This window comes from Salisediminibacterium beveridgei (assembly GCF_001721685.1).
In the GTDB taxonomy this organism is placed as follows: domain Bacteria; phylum Bacillota; class Bacilli; order Bacillales; family Salisediminibacteriaceae; genus Salisediminibacterium; species Salisediminibacterium beveridgei.
This window is the reverse complement of sequence record NZ_CP012502.1, coordinates 39,187-64,067: the sequence shown is the minus strand read 5'-3', so window position 1 is coordinate 64,067 and position 24,881 is coordinate 39,187. Positions and strand designations below refer to the sequence as shown.

The window sequence follows — 24,881 nt, the reverse complement described above, 5'->3', positions numbered from 1 at the left end:
CTTCAACGAAAGGTGGGAGACCCTTGGACGAAAAGAAAACCATAATTTCTGTTAAAGAGCTGCAGACTTCTTTTTATACAAGCAAAAGTGAAGTAAAAGCGGTGGATGGTGTGACATTTGATGTACCTGCCGGCAACACCCTCGGTATCGTAGGAGAATCCGGTTCGGGTAAAAGTATCACTTCGTTGTCCATTATGCGTCTGATTGATGAACCCGGAAAAATCAAAGGCGGTGAAATCCTCTTCAAAGGGGAAAACCTGCTTGATAAAACCGAAGCGGAAATGCGAAAAATTCGTGGTAACAGGATCTCAATGATTTTCCAGGAACCGATGACGTCTCTGAATCCTGTATTCACCATTGGTGATCAGATCAGCGAGGCTGTCATGATCCACCAACAGCTTTCCAAAAAGAAAGCGATGGAAAAATCACTTGAAATGCTGGAACTCGTAGGGATTCCTTCACCAAAAGCGCGCTTAAAAGCGTACCCTCATGAACTATCCGGCGGTATGCGTCAGCGCGCCATGATTGCCATTGCCCTTTCGTGCCGGCCGGAACTGCTGATTGCCGATGAACCTACAACAGCACTCGATGTTACGATTCAGGCTCAAATCCTTAAACTGATCAACGATCTCCAACAGGAACTGGGCATGTCGATGTTGCTCATCACGCACGACCTTGGTGTTGTTGCCGAGACTTGTGATTATGTTGCGGTTATGTATGCGGGTAAAATCGTTGAATATGCTGATGTGAAAACACTTTTCAAAAATCCTAATCATCCCTACACTGTCGGATTATTAAAATCCCTGCCCCGTCATGATATTGACCAGGAATCCCTGGCCGTCATTAAGGGTATGGTGCCAAAACCCGACGAACTTCCGGACGGTTGCTCGTTTGCACCCAGGTGTCCGTTCGCTCGGGATATGTGTCACGAACGACTGCCTGATCTGATTGATTTGAACGATAAAAACCAAGTCCGTTGTTGGATTCATACCGACGAATGGGATGGCCCGGAGGTGAACGTGAAAGATGACTACGGAACTGCTCAAAGTTAAAAATTTAAAGCAACACTTCCCGATTAAAGGCGGAATTTTCGGACGGACAGTAAACCATGTGAAAGCCGTCGATGATATTTCATTCGAAATTAATGAAGGCGAAACGCTCAGTATTGTTGGAGAATCCGGTTGCGGAAAATCCACCACAGGACGTGCGATCCTGCGTTTGGAAGAACCGACAAGCGGCGAGATTGAATTCGACGGCAAAGATTTACTGGCCCTGAACAAACGGCAGATGCGTGAGATGCGTAAAGAACTGCAAATCATTTTTCAGGATCCGTATGCATCCATCAATCCGCGCCAAACGGTTCGACAGATTTTAAACGAAGCGATGCACGTGCAAAATGTCATGCCTCCTGACCAACGGGAAGAACGCATGCTTGAACTGCTTGACATCGTGGGACTCGGGTCTCACCAGCTGGACCGCTTCCCGCACGAATTCTCCGGTGGCCAGCGTCAGCGGATCGGGATTGCGCGCGCACTTTCTGTGGACCCGCGTCTGATCATCTGTGATGAATCTGTATCCGCTCTTGACGTATCCATTCAGGCACAGGTTTTGAACCTGCTGAAGGAACTGCAGCGGGAATTCAATCTGACGTATCTGTTCATCGCCCATGACCTTGGGGTTGTGCGTCATATCTCAGACAGGGTGATCGTCATGTACCTGGGTAAAATTGTCGAAATAGCCGATAAGAAATCCCTCTTCGACAACCCGAAACATCCTTACACGAAAACACTTCTGTCTGCGATTCCATCACCAGATCCGGAAGTCTTAAAAGAAAATGTGATTTTGAAAGGGGATGTACCTTCCCCGATCGATCCACCATCAGGCTGCCGATTCCATACCCGCTGCCCATTTGCTTCAGACAAGTGCAAAGAGGAGGAACCGGAACTCCGTGTCACGGAAACCGGAATGACAGAGGGCCATCAGGCTGCGTGTCATTTTATCGAGGAAATCGAATCCGGTGAACGCCTGCCGAATTAATAATTCAGAAGTTAAAACCCCTTTGAGCGTATTTGCGCTCAAAGGGGTTTTAAGTCGTACTTCATATCATTATTTAAATTTACTATTGGATTGAAGCATAAGTGCAACGAAGGCTTTCGCCATTTGCTTGGCGACAAGCCTGGTTTTCTATATTTCACTGATCGGCGTGTTTCCCGAGAATGACTTTGGCTTCGATCAGGCGTTGCAGCGATGTGATGATCTCTACAGCCAGAAAAATCAGTCCGATCAGTATCAAATGATCCGTAAAGATTATCATCAGCGAGAACAGAATGAAGCCTTCCGTCCGTTCAGCAAGCCCTGACTGATAGTAGAAGCTTTTCACGCCCTGCTTTTCCGATACCGCCCCCACTGTCAGGAAGATCGTCATGCAGTAAATGATGGATACACTCAAGAGCAGCATCACCCACATCGCATCCGGATAGGCAAAAGCAAGCCCAAGGATCACGCTGATTTCAACCAAGCGGTCAAAACTGACGTCAAGAACCGTACCAAAAGACGACGGCTTTGTCTTTCGGGCCATCGTTCCGTCCACGACATCAAGAAAACCGGAAAACCACAGCACCAAAAGCGCCAGTAAGGTTTGTTCAAAATAGATAAACAAACCGGACGTGACACCGATTAAAAACGAAATAATGGTGACATGGTTAGCGGATAAGCCCCATTTTAAAAACGTATCTGCAGACACATTGATCAAAGGCTGTACATACTGTCTGCCTCTTGTATCAAGCATCCTGATCACTCCTTTGCTTTTTGAATACGGCCACTTGTTCATCATCATGAAATGTTCTTTTATCATGAAGTACGATGGACTGCCGGATCTCAGGCAATTCCACATGATAAAACTGCAGTCCGTATTTCATCAAGCAGTATTTCACCCGTCCCTGTGAGACGAAATCGTCCGGCACCAGCGTACTTTGACGATGAACGCTTTCGATGATCAGCTCTCCTGCGGACAGAAAGCGCTCCTGGACGTACAGGCCTTCGGAAAACATTTCTGCGACTTCCTTGTTTTCCGGCCGCTGATACACATCTTCCGGTAGACCGACCTGCTGAAGTTTGCCTGCCTTCATCACGGCTACCTGGTCACCCATAATCATCGCTTCTTCCCGGTCGTGGGTGACAAACAATGCGGTTACCCCTTCTTGTTTCAGGAAATCCCGGACCCATGTGCGAATGGTTACCCGAAGTTCAGGATCGAGACTGGCAAACGGCTCATCCAACAGGACAAGCGACGGGTTCAGAATCAGCGCCCTTGCCAATGACACACGCTGCTGTTGTCCCCCGGACAGCTGGTTCGGATAGCGATCTGCATAGGCCTCAAGCTCCACTTTTTCCAGAAGGGCCATGCCTCGTCGAATCCGTTCATCTTTTTTCACTTTTTGCTTGCCATACTTCAACCCATAAGTCACGTTTTCCAAAATGGTGAAGTGGGGAAACAAGAGAGGCTGTTGAAACATCAGGACAACCGGTCTTTTTTCTGCTTTGATCTGGGTCATATCTTCCCCTTGTATGAAAAGTTGTCCTTCACTGAAGGAAGACAGCCCTGCCACACTCCGCAGTAATGTTGACTTCCCACAGCCAGAGGGACCCACCAGGCTGATGATCGTCCCTTGTTCCGCTTGAAGATCAATCCGATGAAACACTTCCGTTTCGCCGAATGTTTTCGATACACCTTTTAATTCCATAAGTAGCATCAGGCAAGCCTCCTCTCTACGGTCGTTGAATAGTAAACATATACAACCGGATCACACCTTCGAATACAACCAGAAACACAATCGGTAACAGGGCAAACAGTACGGAAAAACCCGCTACCACTGCCTGGTCACCACTGGAAAAGTAAGGGTAATAGATCATCGGGAGGGTCATCACTTTGGCACCACCGATAATCAGCGTCAGCACATATTGACTCAGTGAAATCACAAACACCAATACCGCCATACTGCGGATACTGGGGATAATCTGCGGTACGAGCATCGTCCAGAACAGCCGCCAGCGGTTTACACCCAGGGTTGTACACTGCTCTTCCCAATCAGGGGACAACCGGTCAAATCCCGCTTTCATTACCCGCACAGCGTAAGGAAGTGTCGGCATCAGATGAATCAGAATCACGCCCGTCGCGGAATCTGTCAAGCCGATGCGGATCATCGTGAGGTGCATGCCCATGGCAATCGCCAGAACCGGAATCAGGATCGGCATCATCAGAATCGCCTCAACGAGCGGCTTCCCTTTAAACCGGTAACGGCTCACGCCATAAGCTGCAGGTACGGCCAACAGGAAATTCAACATCACTACCGCCCCAGCGATCAAAACGGTTAAAATCATGGACCAGATGATTTCCGGGTCCCGAAAAATGATCTCCCATGCTCTCCAACTGAACATCATCGGATATACATCCGGCCAGCCCCAGCGGAAGCTGATACTTCTCAAAACCATCAGCACAAGCGGTGCGACAAAAATCGTGAATAGTACGATGATCCAAAACCATCGCGATACATACCGCTGCCACATCACAGCGACTCCCCCCTTCGCGAAGCCCATTGGCTTTTCCAACGGGCTGTAAATCGAAGGACGAAAAACGCCGTCAAAATGGCGAATAACGATATGAGTACCATCATCGCCTGGGCCATCGGACGGTTTACCCAAGCTGACTGATAAAACCACTCATAGGCGAGAATCGGCAGCATCTTTGGAAACGTCACGCCAAGCAGTGCAGGTACTTCAAAGGCACCCAGTACAAACACAAACAAAATCAAAAATGTCTCGAGCGACACCGGAAACACCCACGGAAACTCCACAGTCCGAAATACCGTAAACGAATTTCCCCCGAGCGTCCGGCTCACATCTTCATAGCGCAGGTCCATTTCCTGATAGACCGGCAGCATCATTAACAGAACGAAAGGGATCTCTTTCCAGACATAGGTCAATATCACACCGATGTATAACGGATCATTGACGAGTATCGGGAACTGATTCATCACATCAATCCATCCGATGTGATAGAAAACAGCTGACAACCACCCGGAAGGTGCAAAAATAATGTAAATCAGGTAGCCCGCAACAAAGTGAGGAATAATCATCGGCAGCCAAGCGACGAATTTCCAGTGGTCAAACCGGAAAACCCTTATCAGGCGCCGGGTCATCCAAATCCCGATCACAAGCGATATAAACGTCGAGCTGAAAGCCACCCAGACGCTGATGCCAACAGAACGAAGGAAGGACTCATGGGCGAGGAGCGCCTGGTAATTCACCCAGAAAGCGTCCCCCTCTTCCCGGGAGACGCTTCCTTGTGCCGCCTGGAATAACCCGAAACCGACAAAGAACGCAATCACGACCAATGCCGGTGCCAGAAATCCAAGGCCTTTCAGCCAGGAAGGCATGCCGTTACTGGACAATTTCTCGTTCCCAATGCTCAATCACCCAGTCGAAATAGCGGGCATCGAGCTCCGGAAGCATTTCATCCTGCTCAACCACAGCGGGACCTGTCAGCTCCTCTGCTTCTGCTTGCTGTTCTTCGGTGAGTGTATCAGCATCCAGCACATGTCCCTCGCCCCACATAGCCGGATCCAGCTTCTTGATTTGCGCTTCCGGTGACAGCATGAAGTTGATCGCTACAAGGGCCGCTTCAGGCTCTTGTGTATTAAACGGAACAGACAAATAATGCGTATTGCCAATTGAACCCGGTTCAAGCGAGATGGTTTTGGTATTCTCCGGGAAGATACCATCCTCAATCATCCCGATATCTCTATGCTCATTAAAACCCATCGCAAACGCCACTTCTCCATTGGCAAACATCTGATCGAGCTGTTCACTCGTTTCCGGATAAGTTTCACCTTCTCGCCATAGCGATTCCTTGAAACTCCGGAGTGATTCCCAGACATCATCACCATTGTTTTCGAGCCATTCCTCATCATATTCAGCCAAATCAGCCGGGTCATCCGCCACATGGTACATCACGTGCCGGATAAATGTGTTCCCTGTAAAGTCATTCACATTCGGGTACGTAAACAGTCCTGGGTTATCGATGGACCATTGCATCAGGTCATCGAGGCTCTCGGGAATCTCATCGACCATATCAGGATTGACCTGGAACGTAAATTGTACATTTCCCCATGGCGCCTCGTGGCCTTCGATCGGTGTGCCCGTATCGTAATTGACAAATGGGACATCCGTTCCAATGTATTCCTGCAGATTCGGAAGTGTCCCGGCAAAATCACCGTATAACAGATCATTCTCTTTGGCGGTGCGGAAATTTTCTGCATTAATCCAAAGGAGATCTGCTCCACCTTCAGTCTGACCTGCTTCTTTTTCCGTCATCAGTCGATTCAGAAAGTCCGGTGCATCCATCGGGTAGCGGTTAAACGTAATGTCATACTCTTCCTCCAGACGAGGTTTAACAAAATCATCCATATACTGGTTGACACCTTCGTCGCCACCCCACATATACATGCCAATTTCTTTGCCTTCTGCCTCACTGACAATGTCGTCCCATGACGCTTCTGATAAATCCTGAGCCTGTGTTTCGGTCGCTTCGTCACTGCCGCATGCCGCCAGTGCAGGAAGAATAATCGCGAATGGTAACCACTTCTTCATCTTTTCATCCACTCCCTCACGCTTTATCTGTGTTGATGTTTTTTTATAATTTAATAACCATAATGTATCATATTAACGTTCGCAAGACATAGCATACCATTTCCGAGTTCCTTATACTGTATAATGAATGACAAAATCGCGAATTTCATGTTAAATTCCTGTGAAATTCTTATGTGAAAAGGAAAAGCGTCCGGGAATTCCCGGACGCCCGATAAAATTCGATATACTCGATTTACGAGGTTTCTTTCAACTCTTCTATATCGATCCCCTTTTTCTTTGCCCAGATCTTTGGAACCAGGGAAAGCAGGAAGAGGATAATACCCGCTGCTGCGAATTGCAGCATCAGCGTCATTGACACACCTTCACGTGCAATTTGTCCAGCCATGAATGCGTAAATCATTGCACCTGGTGCCATGGTGATCCCGGAAACGATCGTAAACTTCCAGAAACCGAGACTCGTCAGACCGTAAACGTAGTTTTGGACGTTATACGGGAAGACCGGAACAAATCGTGTCAGGATCAAAAAGCTTCCGCCATTTTCTTCCACGCCTTTATCGATCTTGTCAAAGATCGGATTGCCTTTGAACTTTTTCATGATCATATCACGGGCCAGGTATTTGGCTACGAGGAATGCTGCCGCAGCCCCCAGTGTTGCACCTGCCAATGACAACAGTCCGCCGAGAACCGGTCCGAATGCCACACCGCCGACGATCGGGAAAATCGCGCCCGGTAAGAGGAACACGGCTGAGATCATGAAGACCCCGACGAAAATGACATAACCCAGAACACCAAATCCTTCAATAAACTCCTGCATCGCTGAAATACTTTGAATCTTTTCCAATGCTCCTGTTTGCCATGCGATGACGAACACCGTTGCGATCACGGCGATGAGTCCTAAAAACTTCATGGCCGATTTATTTTTTGCGCTCATGCAATCAACTCCTTCTCAGTTATGATTCTGATTCTTAAAAGTCACCGTTTTCTGTTCGATCAATCACATCTGCATTATCGAGTTCATACGCTTCGTAAGACCACTCAATCCATGAACCGTCATAGTTCAGCGCATTATCGTAGCCCAGGGCTTCGGTGAGAAGCAACCAGGTATAAGACGATCGAACACCGGACTGACAATAAGGAATCAAGGTTTCACCACTTTCAATCATATCACCGTAGAGTGCTTCAAGATCGCTCAAGCTGACGGCTGTTCCGTCTTCTGCAACAGCTTCTGTCCAGTTGATATATTCTGCGCCGGCAATCTTACCCGGGCCAAAAGCGCCTGCAAGTGTTGTGCTGCCATCTTCTTCATCGCCACCGCGCGTATCAATCAGGATGCCTTCTCCATCAACAGCGCCTATCACATCGTCAAGGCCGGCATTGAATGCAGCTTCGTTGTAATCCGGTGCTTCGTACTCTGTTGCTTCACGATCACCTGGCTCCATAGCATTCCCAGTATCATACCCCTGGCCGATCCAGGCGTTGATCCCACCATCAAGGAATCGTACATCGTCATGTCCGAGCATTTTCAGTTGCCAGAAAACGCGGGCCGAGTCGTGCTGCGCATTCGCAGCGTATGTTACAACTGTCGTTTCAGGTGTTACACCAAACGATCCCAGAAGAGCTTCGACTTCTTCTTTTTCATTTGCCATACCATCATACGGATACAGATCAGTTCCAGAGTAATCCGGTCGCCAGATCTCAAAAGACCCGGGGATTGCTCCGCCTCTCTCACTCATCGAACCAATCACGACAACATCTTCATCCGATTCCATCAACTCTTTCAGTTCGGATGCTGTCATAAACACTTCCGGATTTGCGTATTCTGCAATTTTTTCCTGCTGTTCGTCCATATCCACTTCCTGTGCCTCAATACCTGTTACGGAAAAATATACAACAACTGCAATAATTGCTACTGCTAACGTGCTGAAACCTGTGATCATCCATTTTTTACTCATGTTTAACCCCTCCTCATAATTTTAACTTCTTTACTTCTGTGTGCAACGTCACACTTTGTTAAGTGATTCACTTCACAATTGATACGCGAAGTCTCCCCTCCTGATTGAAAAGGAGACCTTGGTCCGTTCTTTTAACTTTTTACGACTTGCTTGACAATTCTTTTTGACTTGTAACGGTTGATCCATGAACCAGCCGGCTTGGAAAGAACATCTTCCGGTGCGTCCATATCGGAATGGACAACCGGTCCCCAGAGCAGATCAAGAATGTGAAATGCTTTCTTGCCGACTTTCATCATGGAAGCTCTGCAGGCCGCGCAGTAAACAACAACGTGATCCGTCGTAAAGTCATCTGCCCTTCGCTGCATGACGCGAGTCGCCAGATCCGGATTTGCCGGTACGATCATGCCGCCAAATCCACAGCATCTTGCATTTTCACGGGAATGTTCGGATTCTTCGACGCGGTAGCCCAGTTCCTGAAGGACCCAGCGGATCCCGTCTTGAATCTCTTTTTCGTAGCGAGTTGAACAGGAATCATGAATTCCGAAAACGACGTCGCTGTCTTTTGCTTTTCCACGAAGCTCTTCCGGGATTCCGATCTTCGGAAGCAGCGTCCAAAGGGATTCCGCTTTCGTTGTTTCACTAGTTTCATTTATGGTTTTGTAGCAGTTTTGACAGGCGACGATGACCGTGTCGATCTCGATATCGTCCATATCCTGCTGAAGACCTGCAAAACGCTCTTTGAATTTTTCTTCCTGACCGAGTGCTTTCGTGCCTTTTCCACAGCACTTTTGCACGCCGCCCAGATCGGGATATACGGTTTTCAAATATTCCATCGTTTTCTTAACGCCGTCCGGAGTGTAGGACGGCAGTGAACATCCTGGCATGAAACCTTTTCGTTCTGCTGTTGCAGTCATGATTATTTGCCCCCTTTTGCTTTGGTCGTGAAGAGCTTCGAGAATCCGAGCATCTGGTGCATTTCAATCGCTTTATGGCCTTCCATTGGTGATTTACCGTCGTTTTCGAGGATAAAGTCTTTACGCATCGCCATGAATGTTTCTCCAATCGGATAGTCATTCGGGCAAACGTGGGAGCAGCCCCCGCATACGTTGCAAGAATAAGGAACAATCGGTTCGATTCCGCCTTTTTCAAGGAATTCAGCGAAGATGTCCTGCGGGCATTCGCCGTAGTCATTCATCATCAGGCATTCATCCATACACAGTTTGCATTCACACTGGAGACAGCGTCCGGCTTCACTTTTGGCCTGTTCCTCGTTGTAACCAAGATCCACGGCTTTGAAGTCACGTTTGCGCTCATCTGCCGGTCTGTGATTACCGGATGTTCTCGGCAGATTTTCCGTTCCTTTTGGAAGTGGTACATCCAGCCGCGTCTGGAAGCTGTATTCATATTTGAAATTTCTTTTCTCTGCAAGATCCACCTGGTTCAAAAAGCGGTCAACGCTCTTCGCTGCCTTTTGACCGTGGGCCATGGCCTGAACGACAATTACGGTTCCGGAAGCGTCACCGGCGACGAATACGTTCGGTACGCTTGTTGCCAAGGTATCTTTGTCGACGACATATCTGCCACCGCCGCTTTGTTCAACTGCACCGTCTGTCACATCCTGGACCCGCTGGCCTGTAGCGAAAATCACCGTGTCCACTTCGATCTCTTTACGCTCATCGCCAAAAGCCGGAGCAAAGTTGCCATCTTTATCAAACACCGAAAGAACATTTTTAAGCATCAGGCCGCGCACTCGACCGTTTTCATCTTTCAGAATTTCATCGGTTGCCCAGCTGTTTAAAAATGCCACTTCCTCTTCTTGTGATTCATCGATTTCCTGCTGGCTTGCCGGAAGTTCTTCCAGGCTTTCCAGGCTGATCAGGCTGACTTCATCTGCACCGATTCTCCAGGAAGATCGTGCACAGTCCATCGCGACGTCTCCCCCACCAATGACGGCGACTTTTTTACCGGCGTTCTCAGATGCGTGGGTCAGGCTGATTTCTTTCAGGTAGTCAACTGCGTGCATTACACCGTCTGCATCAGATCCTGTTACAGGAGGCATGCCACCGAGGTGTGCACCGTTTGCGACAATCACTGCATCAAAATCTGCCTGCAATGAGCTGAAGCTAACGTCTTTCCCGATTTCTACACCCATGCGGAACTTCACACCAAGATCTTCAAGGTAGCTGTATTCAAAATCAATCACTTCTCTTGGCAGCCGGTATTCGGGAATGCCGACACGCATCATCCCGCCAACAACTTCCAGTTTTTCGTAAATCACTACGTCGTGCCCGGCTTTGCGAAGATCAATGGCTGCCTGGGCACCTGCCGGGCCGGCACCAATAATGGCCACTTTCTTACCGGTTGCCGACTTGACTTCATAATCCCATTTGGCTTTATCGTCGGCTTTCTCAGCTGCATATCGCTTCAGCGCTGCAACGGATAACGCTTCATTGAATTCTGTATTTCTTCTGCAATCCACTTCACATGGATGTGCACAGATCCGGCCGAGTGTGTTGGGGAGAAATAATTTTTCACGAATCGTCTCCAGAGCCCCATCAACATCGCCTTCCCCGATTTGACGAACATATTTCTTTACATCTGTATGCATTGGACAGGCAGCAGTACAAAAAGCTTCCTCATGACCCATGCAACCGTCCGTTATATTTTTGGCGTTGTCATAAATCGACTGTCTGAATTCCATTTTCTTCACCTCTTCATTTGGTTTCTTTTGTGACTTAATTCACATAATGGTTCTAAAATCACGCCGTTACGGTGATCAATCCGATAACAGCCCCTGCTCAGTTTTTCACATTTTGTCTGAAAAAAATCAGTTTGTTTGCCTGACCTTTTCTACATCTTCATCATAACAGATACCCATACCAGTGAATGCATTATTTCTGAACAGATTGTGACAGAGATGTAGACATTTTTCAACACATTTCATTCCGATTGGTTTTATATGTATTACTGAATAAGCATGGTTGCACTATTCTCGATTCAAAAGGATGCCTTGTTGAACAAAGCATCCCGGAATGTTCAGTGATCTGTATCACTGTTACAATTTTACTGTTTCAACGATGTTTCTTTTGCCATGCCGTCAGGAGATCCTGAATGTCGGTCTCTGCCTGCCTGAGTCTTCTGGGTACATGGTCCGGGTTGGTGCTGGTTCCTTCGATCCGAATCAAGTCATATGAGGGCACACCAATGAGTTTCATCATTAACCGTAAATAGGAATCTCCGTGTTCAAAAGAGGTCAGCGGACCATCCGAGTAGATCCCCCCGGTACTTTGGATATGCAGGACCTGTTTTTCATTCATCCGGCCCTCTATGCCTTTTTCAGTAAATTCGAATGTATGTCCAGGAACGATGATCCGGTCGATATAAGCCTTCACCTGTGGCGGGAAACTCATATTCCACATCGGGGTCACGAACACGATTCGTTTCGCCCGTTTAAACTGTTCTACATGCGGATTCATTAAAGCGTTCACTTCCTCTTCAGACAAAACCCGCTGCCGTTCCCACATCGCAAGCTCTTCACGCTTTGGCAACGGAAAAGTTTCCTCAAACAGATCGAGCTTTTCCACCCGGCTGTCCGGAAAAGCCGTTCTGTAAGCATCAAGGAACGCTCCCCCCACGGTCAGGCTGACGGATTCCTCCACCGGCTTTCGGTTGGCTGTGATATACAATAACATTCGATCCCCACCTTCGATTTGAATTCACCCGCATGTTTCCTTGTAACAGACCGTCTGATTCCGTCCGCCCCGCTTCGCTTCATACATTGCCTCATCGGCGCGACGGTAAGCCGTTTCAATCGCCCGGGTTTCCTGCATGACTTCCGCTACCCCGATACTCATCGGCACAGCTATCACGTTGTTGTCATGTGTATGAAATGGCTTCACTCTTAAATGCTGCTGAAAATGTTCTGCCTGCCTCACGGCTTCGTGACAGTTTTCATGAATGAATACCCCGAATTCCTCACCGCCGATTCTGCCCACCAGTCCATGAACAAAATATTCCTGAAGCAGCATCGCAAAATAGCACAGCACTTCATCCCCGGTCTGGTGGCCAAATGCATCATTCACTTTTTTAAAATGATCCAGATCAATCAGCATCAGACTGCCGGTTTCACCTTTAGCGGCCATAAGTTTCTGATATTGTTCAATAAAAGACCTGCGATTTGGAATACCTGTCAGATAGTCGATGGTCGCCTGCTTGATCAGGTCTGCTTCATGGTGCTTCTTGTCCGTGATATCATTGAGAATAATCAGCGTCGCTTCATCGCCGGATCTGCTTCTGGCAATGGGGAATGTTCTCGCTTCAAAGTAAATCTTATCTCCCTCATGCTCACCGTTTACCGTCCATTCCGTCTCGAAGGTTTTCTTTTTCTGCACGGCATTCAAAAAAGCTTCATCGGGACGGATCCAGTTATATGCAGCCCGCTCGGCAGAGAATTCTTCATCTTCACTTGTATTTGCCACGCTTGATAGAATCTCCTGGGCTGCACTATTGATTTCAATCAGCCGCCACTCCCGGTCGATCACCAATACGCCTTCTTTCATGGCATCGAAAATTCGATCTTTTGCCACCGGCCAAATCGAGAGAAGTTGATACCGGTAATATAAAATGTACAGCACGATGCCCATCAGAGAAAAACCGAATGCCATCTGTCCAGGAATATTGGCAGGTAAAACCGGAACGAGAATGATATTGACGAGCGGAATTACGTAAGCCAACAGAAACAGGACATGCTGCTTGCGGTGGCTTTTCGAAGAGACCAGTAAATGCTGAAGCATAATGAACCCGCTGATGACGCCGATCACAATCGGGTACGTGCTTAACATAAAGCCCTGCATCGTTTGTGTGACCTGAATCTGAGTCAAGCCCCACACATGTTCAATATGTACAGATTCCCTGAAGAACCCGTGCCACCCTTCAAAGAAAATCAGCCCTGTAAAATACAATGATGGCAAAGCGAGGTACATCAGCCAACGCTTTGTCTTTTCTGAATCATACCCTGTATATTCCCGCGCCAGGGCAAACAGGATGATCGGCGTAAAGAACAACGGGATTTGCTGGAGATTACGAAACAACAGCATCAGCCACCCGTCAGAAACAAACAACTCCAAAGCCGACAGGCTGAGGAGCAAACCACCCAAACATAATATAATCGCCAGATAATTCCTTCCATAAGTACGCGGAGGCCTTAGCAACGGAATCAACAGACTCATGACGAGAACGCCGGTTAATAATAAATAAAACGGATACGGATGGATCCACTGCATCCGGCACACCTCCTACAGCTCCTCACAACCACACGGGACATTTTCATCAGTATACCTGAATCATTTGAAAAATGCAGTATTAATAAGCGTTCAGCCTGATCAGGAATTCCACCCTTTATGCTGGTAGACTTTAATCGCCTCAATGCGATTATCAACTTCGAGTTTATCGAGGATTGTGGAGATATAATTCCGGACTGTCCCGTTCGTCAGAAACAGTGTTTCCGCAATCATCTTTGTACTGAGCCCTTCTGCCATGAGATCCATCACTTCCTTTTCCCTTGCTGTTAGTGGGTTCTCTGAGCGGTAGACCTCATCAATCAGTTCCGGAGCAAAGATTCGCCGCCCCTGCATGATCTGCCGGATGGCATTGGCAAGCTCTTCACTTGGACTGTCCTTGAGCATATACCCATCCACACCGACTGACATCGCTTTTTGAAAATACCCTGAGCGGGCAAAAGTGGTCAGAATGAGCACCTTACACGAATGATCCCGTAATTCGCCGGCCGCATCGAGGCCGTTCATTTCGGGCATTTCAATATCCATGACACAAAGATCCGGCTCTTTTTCTTTTACGGCTTCCACTGCTTCACGTCCATTGTTCACAGTCCCGATGACGTGGATATCGTCTTCCATATCCAAAAGGGAAGCAAGGGCCCCCAGCAGCATCTTCTGATCCTCAGCGATCAAGAGTCTAATCATGGTTATTCCCCCTCTTTCTCCGAACGGATTCCTGTTGGTATACGCATGGTCAGGCTTGTACCGTTGTTCGACTGGATATCCAATGTTCCATCAATCGCCTGCAGCCGTTCCTTCATTCCCTGAAGACCGCCGCCGTACCGGATATCACTGTGACCCGGCAGCCCTTTTCCATTATCCTCTACAATGATCGATACTTCTTCTGGTTCCTGACGAATCGTGATGGCACATTTTTTTGCATGACTGTGCCGGACCACGTTATTGACAGCTTCCTTTAAACACATGCTGATGATGTGATCGCTGCGGGACAGGCTCTCCGGAAAGTCGTGTTCTCCTGTGATTGTGTAGTGTATACCGGCTGCATCAAGAAGCTGCTTCACCCGCTCCACTTCCTCTGTCAAGCGGCTTAATCGCATATCGGCCACCAATTCTCTCAATTCCTTCAAGGCACTTCTCGCTGTCTGCTGAACTTCCTTGATTTCCTCTTCCGCCCGCTCATGGTTTTTTGAAACGAGTTTTGCTGCGAGTTCACTCTTGATGCCGATCATCGAGAGCTTTTGACCAAGTGTGTCATGCAGATCCCTTGAAATTCGCTCCCGTTCCTCAAGCTTGATCAGTTCAGCAATCTTCTGATTCGCAAACGCCAGCTGATCTTCCAGGCGCTCTTCTTTGAGCTTACTGTATGTGTTCACCGGAAGCAGGATGACTGCCACCGTGCTGAGCAGGAGAAACGGCAGCTGAATCTGCAGAATTTCAAACGTAATAAATGCATAATAGCTCGAGATGACCTTCACGGGGATCAGGATACTGTAGAAGGTAATAAAAGCGCTCTTTTGCATCAATTGCCCAATGAAATAAGCGATTAACAGATAAAAATAAACGTATCCGAAAAAAAAGCTTAGTAATACCGAAATACCCAGTTGAATCCCCAAACCGACATAAATCATCCAGCCTCTGGAAGAAAAAGAGAGGACATAGCTTAAGAAAAAGCCAATGACCAGCAAAACGCCAAAAACCCCTTCCAAAACGGCAGGGGTCTGAAAGATGAAATAGAATGGCAGAATGGAGAGAAACATCCAAATGTACGGGCTGAGTCCCGTGCTTTGTCGAAATTGTTTTTGAATCTTCCCCATTCCTGTCAGTCCTTTCATTCGCGCAGGCATTTTCCCATCAGGACACGCTCAGTCGCTGATTTGCCATACGGTCTTTGGCTTGTTTATACGTAATAAATTCCTTTTGATTTTCATCCCACAATCTGTATTTCAATGACTTCACGCTCGTCGCGAGTGTTATTGTCGTTGCGTGATGCAGTGGCGGTGTCGCTTCATGTGCCTCTGAGAGCTTATAGTTTGGTACTCTCGGGCTCAGGTGATGGACATGGTGGTAGCCGATGTTACCTGTTAACCACTGGAGAATTTTTGGAAGTTGATAGTACGAACTGCCATCAATGGCTGCCTGTACATAACTCCATTCTTCATCATGTTCGAAATAGGTCTCTTCAAACTGATGCTGCACATAGAAAAGCCAGATGCCAAGGGTACCTGCCAGCCAGGCAATCGGCATTTGAATCAGGAGGAAGGATTGCCAGCCGAGAAGCAGCATCATCCCGATATAAAAAGAAGCAATCAAGCCATTCGTCAGATACGTATTTATCCGCTCCTTGCGTCTTGCACCTTTCACATTGAAGCGGTACTGGATGAAAAAGACCGCAACCGGACCGATGCCGAACATCATTACAGGGTTTCGGTAAATCCGGTACCAGACACGCTTTAACAAAGATGCTTCCTGGTATTCATCCACCGTCATGATCCACATATCACCCGTTCCGCGTTTATCCAGATTGCTGCTGGATGCGTGGTGAGTGTTGTGTGCATTTTTCCATTGTTCGAATGGTACATGGGTGAGGGCACCGGTTATGGTTCCCATTATAGCATTTGCACGACGACTTTTGAAAAAAGACTGGTGACAGCAATCGTGGCAGATGATAAACGTGCGCACAAGAAAGCCTGCCGCAAGGATCATAATTGGAACGGCCAGCCAGTAAGAGATAGACATCGTCATATAGGCAAGTGCCCAGAGAAGTACGTAAGGCACCAAGGTATTCAGTAATTGTTTGATACTCGTCTGATGGTCGGTGACTTCAAATGGTTTCATGGATTTTTTTAATTCCTGGATTTTCGGATGATGACTCATATATAGGGCCTCCTTCAGATCTTTTGTTCGTTATCTTAAGAGTAACCCCTATCACCATGTTGCATAAGTCATATGCGTCAATGAAAACATATGACATTTGTCATGACTCTTCAGGCATTCGCCCGTTTGAAGCTGATTGTCGCAAATAAAACCAGCACAAGAGCAAATGCGGCAATGAACAAAATCTCTTCCATAATCGTCACCTGACGGCCGAACACTTCAATATTCAGCCCCATCGCCTCGATGACCACCGGGGAGAGGTTCGACGTATCAATCATCAGTTTTTTCATGACGTCAACCCCGTACGTTACCGGGTTGATCTTCACGACCACATCCATCCAGGCTGGCATATTGCTGACCGGGAATAGTGCTCCGGAAAGAAAGATCATCGGCATGATCAGAATCTGCACCGTCATCTGAAACCCCTGAGTGGACCGGATGATGCTCGCAAACAGCAGCCCTAACCCGGACAACGCCGCAGCAAGCAAAAACATAAACGGAATCACCTGCAGGAGATTGACAATCCCGTAAGATAAGCCGAGAAACGGAATCAGAAGAAACAAAATCACACCCTGAATCGTCGCGACCGTTGCCGCGCCGAGCATTTTGCCAATGGCAATACTGACACGTGAGATTGGAGAGACGAGGATCTCTTTCATATACCCTTTATCCTTATCCTCGATGACCGACATGGCTGAGAATACCGAGGTCATCAGAAGGGTCATCGCAACGATGCCTGGAAAGACAAATTCCAGATAGCTGAAACCCTCCGCCCCTTCTGGCATCCGTCCCATCATCATCGATTCCATTGTACCGCTCATGCCCCCACCGAAGATCAGCAGGAACAATACCGGCATGGTAAATGATCCGAACAGCCTTGCACGGTCCCGGAAGAATTTCTTTAAGTCACGCTGCCAGATGGCGATAATACCTTCCATGATTACGCCCCCTCGCTCTTTGCCGCTTCATTGATTTTTCGCCCGGTAAAGGCGAGGAACACATCATTGAGTGTCGGTTTCCGGATATTCAGACGCGTCACCGCCGGCGTCAGCGTCTTCATGATATGCGAGATAAATGCATCACTGCTGGCTACTTTTACATGAATCGTATCATCCTCGAGAGACACTTCAGCGCCTTCAATTTTCTCGTGGATTTCCTGTATGGCCAGTTCATTATCCTGCGTGGAGAGTTCAATGATGTCGCCACCCAATTGATCTTTCAGCGCCTTGGGCGAATCGATCGCAATGATGTCACCCTGGTCCATGATCGCTACGCGGTCACTGATTTCCGCTTCGTCAAGATAGTGGGTGGTCAAAAACATGGTGATGCCTTCTTTTTCCTTCAGTTTCAGAATATATTCCCATAAATGCGCACGGGTTTGCGGATCAAGGCCCACGGTCGGTTCATCCAGGAACAGTACTTTCGGATAATGCAACAGTCCCCTTGCAATCTCAAGACGCCGCTTCATCCCGCCGGAATACGTCTCGACCCGCTTTTTCTGTACATCCACCAGATCCACGATCTGAAGCACCTCCTGAATTCTGTCATGCCGCTTTGCTTTTGGTACCCGGTAAAACCGGCAGTGAAGCATCAGGTTCTCATAGCCTGTCAGTTTCCCATCAAGGGTATTTTCCTGAAAAATGATCCCGATGCTTCCCCGGACTTGATCTTTTTGTTTTTTGACGTTAAATCCATTGATTTCGATGGATCCGGATGTCGGTTTCAACATGGTACAGATCATATTGATCGTCGTGCTTTTTCCAGCACCGTTCGGTCCGAGAAATCCGAAAATTTCCCCTTCCTTCACATCAAAACTGATCCCATTCACCGCCGTGGTATCTTTATACGTTTTCGTCAGATCTTTCACCTCGATGATCGTTTTCATGATGAGAAATCCCCCGACTGTTAAGTAGTTATGATATCATAACTAGTATGTCGCGAATGGTGACCAATGTCAAAAGAAAGGACAGATTCAAAATGACCCATAAACCTCCGTACGTAAAACATGATGCCGATGCTCTCGTCAATCAGCTGCTCACTGTGATGCCGTACCTCCCGAAAAAACTGTTCGGTGATACTCCACTGGTGGAAGCAGCCGACCTGCATCCGACACATTTTCACATCCTGCATATGCTGGAGTATGATGGTGCCCTTAAGATGCGTGACATCGCCGGCAAACTGTCCATCAAAAAATCAAACCTCACCCCGCTGGTTCGTAAGCTCCTGGACAAAGGGCTCGTCAAACGGCTGCAGGATGAGGCAGATAAACGGATCGTTTATATTCAATTAACGGATTCAGGGAAACACTTCCTGTCCGATCAAAAAATGCACCTTGAAAGCGTCCTGGCCCACCGGTTATCACCTTTGGGGAATGATGATCGCAAAGCCCTGTCTGAAGCGATGGATCGACTCTGCCGGATCCTTGACAAGTTACCCGACTGACGGTTCGATCACCACCTTGTTTTTACCGGTACCCTTCGCTTGATATAAAGCCTGATCACTGGTTTTAATCAACATGTCAGAAGTAGCAAACTGACCTGGCTGAATCACTGCTCCTCCAATACTGACGGTGACCCGGTGATCCGTATGAATCCCTTCGTGGGGGATGTTTTCCGTTTCAATCGCCTGACGTAAGTGTTCAGCCATCACAGATGCCCCCTCCTGATCCACACCAGGTAACAGCACCGCAAATTCCTCACCACCGTAGCGGTAAATCGCTCCACCCTGTACCGTTTTGACCGTCTCTTCCAAATGATTCGCGATCGTTTTCAGGCAGTCGTCTCCTTTCAAGTGTCCATAAAAATCGTTATATCCTTTATAATCGTCAACGTCAATCATCAGCAAAGCCATCGGTTGAATCGCTTGCCGGGTCAGAATAAGCTGGGATTCAATTTCTTCATCAAACAGCCGTCGATTCGGGATCCGCGTCAATCCGTCCACTTCCGAAAGCATTTTTAAATGTTTATTGGCCTCTTCGAGCTCATTCGTCCGGCTTTCAACCTCCTCTTCGAGATGGCGATGCCACGCTTGTTGTTTCATGGACAACTCCTCCACTTTCCGATAGGCACTGATCGTCCGTAACGTCAGGATCGATGTCTGACCAAAAATCATGAACAACATGCCAAAGGGTGCCAGTAAGATGGTATCGAATAAACGCAGGTGATAAAAAATATCGTTCATAATCGTGATCGTGAAAAGGCCAAATAGAATCATCGTCAGATGGGCACCCTGAACGTGATCTCGTCCTGCTTGGTACAAAATGAAAAAAGCATAGACAATCAAAACCACCGTAAACGCCTGAAAATAGGCCAGGGATTCGCTGAAGATCCGGATGGGTGCAGCGATTACATAAACGGAAAACAGCGCCGTAATGCCCGCGAGCGTATAGGTCATTTTGTGACTGGCATGATCGATAAACATTTGATGCAGATAAAGAAGCAAGATGCCGGCGCCTGCATAAAACGAGAGATATTCAAGGTGAATACCGACAATCCAACTGAAATCAGGTACCATTTGATACAACACTTTCTGACCGGTGACGGACACCCTGATGGCCAAAATCATGCAGAACAAACTGAAATACAGATTTTCCCTGTCTTTTCGTCTCAGCAGATAAATCAGGAAATGGTGTCCCGCAGATAACATCAGCGCCCCGAATAAGATGACTTCAACCACGAATGTCACCAGCATGTCGTGATGCATGTCTTCGATCGCACCCAACCTCAGACTCGCCATAGGCCCCCCTTCGCGATGATGGTGGTTGGCGATGTGCAGCATGATTTCGATCGTTTCCTCTTCAGCTACAATCTGTTTGATCACTGGCATGACGCTTGGCACTGAGGAGGCTGCTTCATCTGACACGGTACCCTGCTGATGAACCAGTTCCCCGTCAATCCATAACCGGTATGACGTGAGAATATCCGGAACATATAACCCTAACGGCGTACCGACGGACGCTTCATCGATGTTCAATTTCTGATAGTACGTAGCCACGCCCCGGCTGCCCGTAGGCGCATTATTCTCCCAGTGTGCCAGGGACGACAGCTCTTCAGCTTGTCCGCTATGTATCCTGGCATCTTGAAGAGAGAGCAGTTCATCCCATACAAACAGCCAGCCATCTTCAAGCTCTATAGTGCCATCCTTTTGTAAATGCCAGCCCGAATCGTCTGAAGCTGCTGACAGAATCGGTGAAAAGAAAAGAAACAGCAAGACGATCAGAAAACCCAAACACGGCCGCCACTGGCGAACAGGAAGGTACGGGTTTGCACCCATCGTAATCACCCATTTCGATCTATGACTTATGAATCAATTATAACGGGTATGACCTATTATGTGCGGGACTATATTTGAACTCTTTCGCACACTTTCTTGTCAGTACCACCCATTTTAAGACGAGCTCCGGTGCGCACTTTCTCTCTTCTCACTCGAAGGACTTTCTGCTCACTATCGCCGCACTCTCAACGTCTGCATCCCCTCTCACACAAGCTGTTCGTCCCCCACCGGTAAGCGGCATTGCTTGTGCATTCGCCTGGGCTTTAACATAAATAAATCACCGTGACCCAAAGCAGGTCAAAGTGATTTATCGTTCGCACACGCTACGTTTACTTCTGGTTGGATACGGTCTGATGACTGGATTCTTCCTTCAGTTTTAAAATGTCCGCTGTTTCTTGAAACACTTTGTCAAACAGGTCCGGGTGAGCCATCAGCTCTTTCCCGTAGGAAGGAATCATTTCCTTAATTTTCGGTTCCCAATCAGCCATCCGTTCGGGAAAGCACCGCTCGAGCACATCGAGCATGACGGACACGGCTGTGGACGCCCCGGGGGAAGCCCCGAGGAGCGCCGCAACCGAACCATCCGCTGCGCTGACGACTTCCGTCCCGAATTGCAGGGTCCCTTTTCCACCTTCTTCGGTATCCTTGATGACCTGAACCCGTTGACCGGCTGTCACCAGTTTCCAGTCATCACTTTGTGCATCCGGTATAAATTCTCTGAGTTCTTTCATCCGCTGCTCCTTATTCAAAAGAATCTGCTGAATCAGATATTTCGTCAACGGCATCTCCTTGGCTCCTGCTGCGAGCATCGTGAAGACGTTATCCGGATTCACCGAAGTCAATAGATCCAGGTAGGAACCCTGCTTCAGGAATTTCGGAGAGAAGCCCGCATAAGGACCAAACAACAACGCTTTCTTGCCATTCATGTAGCGTGTATCAAGGTGAGGTACCGACATCGGTGGTGCCCCGACTTTTGCCTTCCCGTAAACTTTCGCATGGTGCTGTTCAATAACTTCCTGGTTCTTACACACCATAAACAGCCCACTCACCGGAAAGCCGCCAATTCGCTTCGCTTCCTTGATCCCCGTCTTTTGTAACAGGTGAAGGCTGCCGCCACCCGCTCCAATGAAAACAAACCGGGCACGGTACGTTTTCTGCCGTCCGCTCACTGTATCACGTACGTTGACATTCCACGTCCCATCCGGATTCTGATAGAGGTCGTCCACGCTTTGTCCATACTGGACGCTGCTCTTTTGAGTTTCAAGGTCACTCATTAATTGTCGGGTTAAATCCCCGAAGTTGATGTCCGTTCCGTAATCGATTTTTGTTGCCGCCACTGCTTCACTTTTGTCCCGTCCATTCATCATCAGCGGGAACCAGTCATTGAGTTCCTCATGATCCGTTGAGAAATGCATGTCCTTGAATAACGGATTGAACAACAGCGACTCATAGCGTTTACGTAAGAATGCGACGCCGTCTTCCCCCTGTACAAAACTGATGTGCGGGATCGGACGGATAAAGGATTCCGGATGCCGGAGACGTTCTTTTTTCACCAGATAAGACCAGTATTGACGCGACACCTGGAACTGTTCATTGACGTCTACCGCCTTATCTATGCTGATGGAGCCGTCATCAAGTTCCGTTGTGTAATTTAATTCACACAAAGCAGAATGACCGGTCCCTGCATTGTTCCATTCATTAGAACTTTCCTGCGCTGCGCTGTCCAACTTTTCGAATACATGAACATCCCAGTCGGGCTGCAATTCCTTGATTAACGAACCGAGGGTGGCACTCATCACTCCTGCGCCTATTAACACCACATCTGTTTTCGTTTGCTTCGTAGTCATCGTGACCTTCCTATCTGTTGATTAATTCGCAGCTTGGGCATCCTGATAAAATGAGCTGCGACAACGGTAATGGGTTTCAAAAAATCTGTCTGAATGAACGAAGGTATCTGGCTCCCCAGTCTGTGAAACCGCCAACATAATTCTGTATTTTAAATTCGGCTTGTGAGTATTTTAGCAATGTACTATGATTCATTCCATTGTAGCATCTTTCACATAAAAATTAAAACGTTTTCCACTGTGTTTGTACTGTTTACTGGGAGGGGTTGAAGTTAGGGGTTGCCAAGCAGGACAATCCGAACCTATGCACAGGTACCGGACAGATGGCTTTTGATTGAAACGCTCAAATAAGGTATATTAAACACGCAGAACCACCATTCTTGAATGTAAGGTCGTGATGAACATGCGCATTAATAAATACATCAGCGAATCAGGCAAATCCTCGAGGCGCGGGGCAGATAAGCTCATCGAAGCAGGAAAGGTGACGCTGAACGGAAAACCCGCCAAAATCGGGGATCAGGTTGAACCAGGCGATGAAGTTCTTTTAAACGGCGAACCCGTCCGCGTCGTCGAAGAGAAGGTTTACCTCGCCTTGAACAAACCGGTGGGGATTACCAGTACGACGGAAAGGAATGTAAAGGGAAACATCGTTGACTTTGTGAATCATCCCTTACGGATCTTTCATATCGGCCGCCTCGATAAGGATTCAGAAGGCCTGATCCTGCTCACCAACGACGGGGACATCGTCAACGAAATCCTCCGGGCCGAAAACAGACATGAAAAAGAATACGTCGTCAAAGTCGACAAACCGATCACGCCCGAATTCGTCAAAGCCATGTCTGAAGGTGTGGAAATCCTCGATACGAAAACACTGCCCTGTAAAATCACGCCGCTCTCCAAAAAAGAATTCAACATCACCCTGACACAAGGGCTGAACCGGCAGATCCGGCGCATGTGTGAAGCCCTCGGCTACGAAGTAAAACGACTGCAGCGCATAAGGATCATGAATATTCATCTCGGAAAACTGCCCGTCGGACAGTGGCGGGATTTATCGAAAAAAGAGCTCACAGAACTGTTCAAGGAATTGGACTACACACCGAAGGCTTGATCATTCCGACTGTCTTACACTGAGAAACGTGATCGTAAACAAGATAAGGCCCATCCCCGCAAATTGGATGGCCGATAACTGATTGCCCATGATCAATAAACCGAATAAGGATGCTGTCACCGGTTCGATCATCGCTACCATGGAGGCGGTTGTCGGTGCTGTTCTTCGAAGCCCGAACACATAAAATATAAAAGGGACCCCGGCACCGGCAATACCTACGAGAAGAAACCAGCCGATGTCACTGGACGAAAGTGCATCCAGCGCAACACTTTTGTCCATAAACAGAAACAGGATAAAACAGAATGAAAAGAAAGCGATGGTTAACGTCGTTGGGAGTTTTCCGATCAGTGCCGCATTTCTGAATCCGAATATAAACAAGGCATAGGAAACTCCAGCCAAGAGCCCCGTCGTTGCGCCAAAAAGCGTTACTGAACTGTCACCGGCATTATACGCACCCGTGAGCAGTATAATGCCCGTCACAACACCGGCAATACAAAGCCATTTAAACAAGGTTGACCGCTCGAGTAATAACAAAATCGAGGTGAGCAATACAAAAACCGGAGCCGCATACATCAAGGTTGCTGCAACTGAAATGCTCGAATCCTCGATACTGAGAAAATAGAACGTGAAATTACCAGCTACACCAATTCCTGCAAGAAGGGACCACATCACAAGCCGGGGTGAGATCTCCCATTTCAGCTCTTTGTGAAACAGAAACCAAAGCGAAAAACAAATAAATCCGATCGCTCCCCGATAAAAGGAGATCACAATCGGGTCCCATCCTTTGTTCATCAGAATATCACCGATTCCCCCACTGATCCCCCAGAAAAATGCCGCCAACATTACTAAAATAACACCCGTATACCTCATCATGAACCTCCTCTCG

At 47.9% G+C, this 24,881-nt stretch carries 23 protein-coding genes; 4 read left to right on the top strand and 19 right to left on the bottom strand.

Going from position 1 to position 24,881, the window contains the following annotated elements; translation table 11 throughout:
* Positions 1-23: 23 nt before the first annotated feature.
* Positions 24-1,052, top strand: a complete 1,029-nt coding sequence (locus BBEV_RS00335) for an ABC transporter ATP-binding protein (protein WP_069363637.1) — start codon at positions 24-26, stop codon at positions 1,050-1,052.
* Entirely contained in the window at positions 1,027-2,037 is a 1,011-nt protein-coding gene (locus BBEV_RS00330) for an ABC transporter ATP-binding protein (RefSeq protein WP_069363636.1), read from the top strand. The genes BBEV_RS00335 and BBEV_RS00330 overlap by 26 nt, the downstream gene beginning before the upstream one ends.
* A 154-nt stretch (positions 2,038-2,191) precedes the next feature.
* Here the strand turns inward: BBEV_RS00330 and BBEV_RS00325 are convergent, their stop codons facing one another.
* From BBEV_RS00325 to BBEV_RS00250, 16 genes are all read right to left on the bottom strand, one after another.
* The gene (locus BBEV_RS00325) at positions 2,192-2,788 is read right to left on the bottom strand and encodes a CDP-alcohol phosphatidyltransferase family protein (protein WP_069363635.1); all 597 of its coding nucleotides are present in this window, start codon (positions 2,786-2,788) and stop codon (positions 2,192-2,194) included.
* Positions 2,781-3,752: an ABC transporter ATP-binding protein gene (locus BBEV_RS00320; RefSeq protein ID WP_069363634.1), complete on the bottom strand. Its 972-nt coding sequence runs from the start codon at positions 3,750-3,752 to the stop codon at positions 2,781-2,783. Before BBEV_RS00320 ends, BBEV_RS00325 begins: the two co-directional genes overlap by 8 nt.
* A 16-nt stretch (positions 3,753-3,768) precedes the next feature.
* A complete protein-coding gene (locus tag BBEV_RS00315) occupies positions 3,769-4,566 on the bottom strand; it encodes an ABC transporter permease (protein WP_069363633.1) in 798 nt (265 codons plus the stop codon).
* The gene (locus tag BBEV_RS00310; protein WP_232318229.1) at positions 4,566-5,471 is read right to left on the bottom strand and encodes an ABC transporter permease; all 906 of its coding nucleotides are present in this window, start codon (positions 5,469-5,471) and stop codon (positions 4,566-4,568) included. Before BBEV_RS00310 ends, BBEV_RS00315 begins: the two co-directional genes overlap by 1 nt.
* Positions 5,440-6,648, bottom strand: coding sequence for an ABC transporter substrate-binding protein (locus BBEV_RS00305; RefSeq protein ID WP_069363632.1), 1,209 nt, complete (start codon positions 6,646-6,648; stop codon positions 5,440-5,442). The genes BBEV_RS00310 and BBEV_RS00305 overlap by 32 nt, the downstream gene beginning before the upstream one ends.
* A gap of 232 nt (positions 6,649-6,880) precedes the next feature.
* Positions 6,881-7,579, bottom strand: a complete 699-nt coding sequence (locus BBEV_RS00300) for a TVP38/TMEM64 family protein (protein ID WP_157100879.1) — start codon at positions 7,577-7,579, stop codon at positions 6,881-6,883.
* 34 nt (positions 7,580-7,613) lie between these two features.
* Positions 7,614-8,600, bottom strand: a complete 987-nt coding sequence (locus BBEV_RS00295; RefSeq protein ID WP_069363631.1) for a sulfurtransferase — start codon at positions 8,598-8,600, stop codon at positions 7,614-7,616.
* 131 nt (positions 8,601-8,731) lie between these two features.
* Positions 8,732-9,514, bottom strand: a complete 783-nt coding sequence (locus BBEV_RS00290; RefSeq protein ID WP_069363630.1) for a heterodisulfide reductase-related iron-sulfur binding cluster — start codon at positions 9,512-9,514, stop codon at positions 8,732-8,734.
* A gap of 2 nt (positions 9,515-9,516) precedes the next feature.
* Positions 9,517-11,301: an FAD-dependent oxidoreductase gene (locus BBEV_RS17945; protein WP_069363629.1), complete on the bottom strand. Its 1,785-nt coding sequence runs from the start codon at positions 11,299-11,301 to the stop codon at positions 9,517-9,519.
* 370 nt (positions 11,302-11,671) lie between these two features.
* Positions 11,672-12,292, bottom strand: coding sequence for an FMN-dependent NADH-azoreductase (locus BBEV_RS00280; RefSeq protein WP_069363628.1), 621 nt, complete (start codon positions 12,290-12,292; stop codon positions 11,672-11,674).
* A gap of 24 nt (positions 12,293-12,316) precedes the next feature.
* Entirely contained in the window at positions 12,317-13,882 is a 1,566-nt protein-coding gene (locus BBEV_RS00275; protein WP_069363627.1) for a histidine kinase N-terminal 7TM domain-containing diguanylate cyclase, read from the bottom strand.
* A gap of 99 nt (positions 13,883-13,981) precedes the next feature.
* Positions 13,982-14,581 carry a response regulator transcription factor gene (locus BBEV_RS00270; protein WP_069363626.1) on the bottom strand — a complete coding sequence of 200 codons (600 nt, stop codon included), beginning with the start codon at positions 14,579-14,581 and terminating at the stop codon, positions 13,982-13,984.
* Positions 14,582-14,583: 2 nt separating this feature from the next.
* A complete protein-coding gene (locus BBEV_RS00265) occupies positions 14,584-15,741 on the bottom strand; it encodes a sensor histidine kinase (RefSeq protein WP_232318226.1) in 1,158 nt (385 codons plus the stop codon).
* Between the two features lie 7 nt (positions 15,742-15,748).
* A complete protein-coding gene (locus BBEV_RS00260) occupies positions 15,749-16,771 on the bottom strand; it encodes a Delta(5) desaturase DesA (RefSeq protein WP_069363625.1) in 1,023 nt (340 codons plus the stop codon).
* Between the two features lie 110 nt (positions 16,772-16,881).
* A complete protein-coding gene (locus tag BBEV_RS00255; protein ID WP_069363624.1) occupies positions 16,882-17,709 on the bottom strand; it encodes an ABC transporter permease in 828 nt (275 codons plus the stop codon).
* Between the two features lie 2 nt (positions 17,710-17,711).
* Positions 17,712-18,656, bottom strand: a complete 945-nt coding sequence (locus BBEV_RS00250; protein WP_069363623.1) for an ATP-binding cassette domain-containing protein — start codon at positions 18,654-18,656, stop codon at positions 17,712-17,714.
* Positions 18,657-18,748: 92 nt separating this feature from the next.
* Here BBEV_RS00250 and BBEV_RS00245 point away from each other — a divergent pair, with 92 nt between their 5' ends.
* On the top strand, positions 18,749-19,213 hold the full coding sequence (locus BBEV_RS00245) for a MarR family winged helix-turn-helix transcriptional regulator (protein ID WP_069363622.1): 465 nt from the start codon (positions 18,749-18,751) through the stop codon (positions 19,211-19,213).
* Here the strand turns inward: BBEV_RS00245 and BBEV_RS00240 are convergent.
* Together BBEV_RS00240 and BBEV_RS00235 are read right to left on the bottom strand one after the other, a co-directional pair.
* Complete coding sequence (locus BBEV_RS00240; RefSeq protein ID WP_069363621.1) at positions 19,202-21,043, bottom strand: sensor domain-containing diguanylate cyclase; 1,842 nt, start codon at positions 21,041-21,043, stop codon at positions 19,202-19,204. The genes BBEV_RS00245 and BBEV_RS00240 overlap by 12 nt on opposite strands.
* Before the next feature lie 329 nt (positions 21,044-21,372).
* Complete coding sequence (locus BBEV_RS00235; RefSeq protein WP_069363620.1) at positions 21,373-22,890, bottom strand: malate:quinone oxidoreductase; 1,518 nt, start codon at positions 22,888-22,890, stop codon at positions 21,373-21,375.
* A 400-nt stretch (positions 22,891-23,290) separates the two neighbouring features.
* On the opposite strand from BBEV_RS00235, the gene rluF reads away from it, so the two are divergent.
* Entirely contained in the window at positions 23,291-23,995 is a 705-nt protein-coding gene (gene rluF / locus BBEV_RS00230; protein ID WP_069363619.1) for a 23S rRNA pseudouridine(2604) synthase RluF, read from the top strand.
* Here rluF and BBEV_RS00225 read toward each other — a convergent pair whose 3' ends face one another.
* Positions 23,996-24,865 (bottom strand): DMT family transporter, encoded by an 870-nt coding sequence (locus BBEV_RS00225; protein ID WP_069363618.1) that lies wholly within the window; start codon positions 24,863-24,865, stop codon positions 23,996-23,998.
* Positions 24,866-24,881 lie beyond the last annotated feature (16 nt).

Excerpts from the sequence above, each read along its gene's own strand:
- BBEV_RS00295 (WP_069363631.1), bottom strand. The coding sequence starts at position 8,600 with ATGAGTAAAAAATGGATGATCACAGGTTTCAGCACGTTAGCAGTAGCA.
- BBEV_RS00315 (WP_069363633.1), bottom strand. The coding sequence starts at position 4,566 with ATGTGGCAGCGGTATGTATCGCGATGGTTTTGGATCATCGTACTATTC.
- rluF (WP_069363619.1), top strand. The coding sequence starts at position 23,291 with ATGCGCATTAATAAATACATCAGCGAATCAGGCAAATCCTCGAGGCGC.
- BBEV_RS00260 (WP_069363625.1), bottom strand. The coding sequence starts at position 16,771 with ATGAGTCATCATCCGAAAATCCAGGAATTAAAAAAATCCATGAAACCA.
- BBEV_RS00265 (WP_232318226.1), bottom strand. The coding sequence starts at position 15,741 with ATGCCTGCGCGAATGAAAGGACTGACAGGAATGGGGAAGATTCAAAAA.
- BBEV_RS00305 (WP_069363632.1), bottom strand. The coding sequence starts at position 6,648 with ATGAAGAAGTGGTTACCATTCGCGATTATTCTTCCTGCACTGGCGGCA.
- BBEV_RS00255 (WP_069363624.1), bottom strand. The coding sequence starts at position 17,709 with ATGGAAGGTATTATCGCCATCTGGCAGCGTGACTTAAAGAAATTCTTC.
- BBEV_RS00275 (WP_069363627.1), bottom strand. The coding sequence starts at position 13,882 with ATGCAGTGGATCCATCCGTATCCGTTTTATTTATTATTAACCGGCGTT.
- BBEV_RS00245 (WP_069363622.1), top strand. The coding sequence starts at position 18,749 with ATGACCCATAAACCTCCGTACGTAAAACATGATGCCGATGCTCTCGTC.
- BBEV_RS00250 (WP_069363623.1), bottom strand. The coding sequence starts at position 18,656 with ATGAAAACGATCATCGAGGTGAAAGATCTGACGAAAACGTATAAAGAT.
- BBEV_RS00235 (WP_069363620.1), bottom strand. The coding sequence starts at position 22,890 with ATGACTACGAAGCAAACGAAAACAGATGTGGTGTTAATAGGCGCAGGA.
- BBEV_RS00330 (WP_069363636.1), top strand. The coding sequence starts at position 1,027 with ATGACTACGGAACTGCTCAAAGTTAAAAATTTAAAGCAACACTTCCCG.
- BBEV_RS00270 (WP_069363626.1), bottom strand. The coding sequence starts at position 14,581 with ATGATTAGACTCTTGATCGCTGAGGATCAGAAGATGCTGCTGGGGGCC.
- BBEV_RS00325 (WP_069363635.1), bottom strand. The coding sequence starts at position 2,788 with ATGCTTGATACAAGAGGCAGACAGTATGTACAGCCTTTGATCAATGTG.
- BBEV_RS00240 (WP_069363621.1), bottom strand. The coding sequence starts at position 21,043 with ATGGGTGCAAACCCGTACCTTCCTGTTCGCCAGTGGCGGCCGTGTTTG.
- BBEV_RS00320 (WP_069363634.1), bottom strand. The coding sequence starts at position 3,752 with ATGCTACTTATGGAATTAAAAGGTGTATCGAAAACATTCGGCGAAACG.
- BBEV_RS00280 (WP_069363628.1), bottom strand. The coding sequence starts at position 12,292 with ATGTTATTGTATATCACAGCCAACCGAAAGCCGGTGGAGGAATCCGTC.
- BBEV_RS00290 (WP_069363630.1), bottom strand. The coding sequence starts at position 9,514 with ATGACTGCAACAGCAGAACGAAAAGGTTTCATGCCAGGATGTTCACTG.
- BBEV_RS00225 (WP_069363618.1), bottom strand. The coding sequence starts at position 24,865 with ATGAGGTATACGGGTGTTATTTTAGTAATGTTGGCGGCATTTTTCTGG.
- BBEV_RS00300 (WP_157100879.1), bottom strand. The coding sequence starts at position 7,579 with ATGAGCGCAAAAAATAAATCGGCCATGAAGTTTTTAGGACTCATCGCC.
- BBEV_RS17945 (WP_069363629.1), bottom strand. The coding sequence starts at position 11,301 with ATGGAATTCAGACAGTCGATTTATGACAACGCCAAAAATATAACGGAC.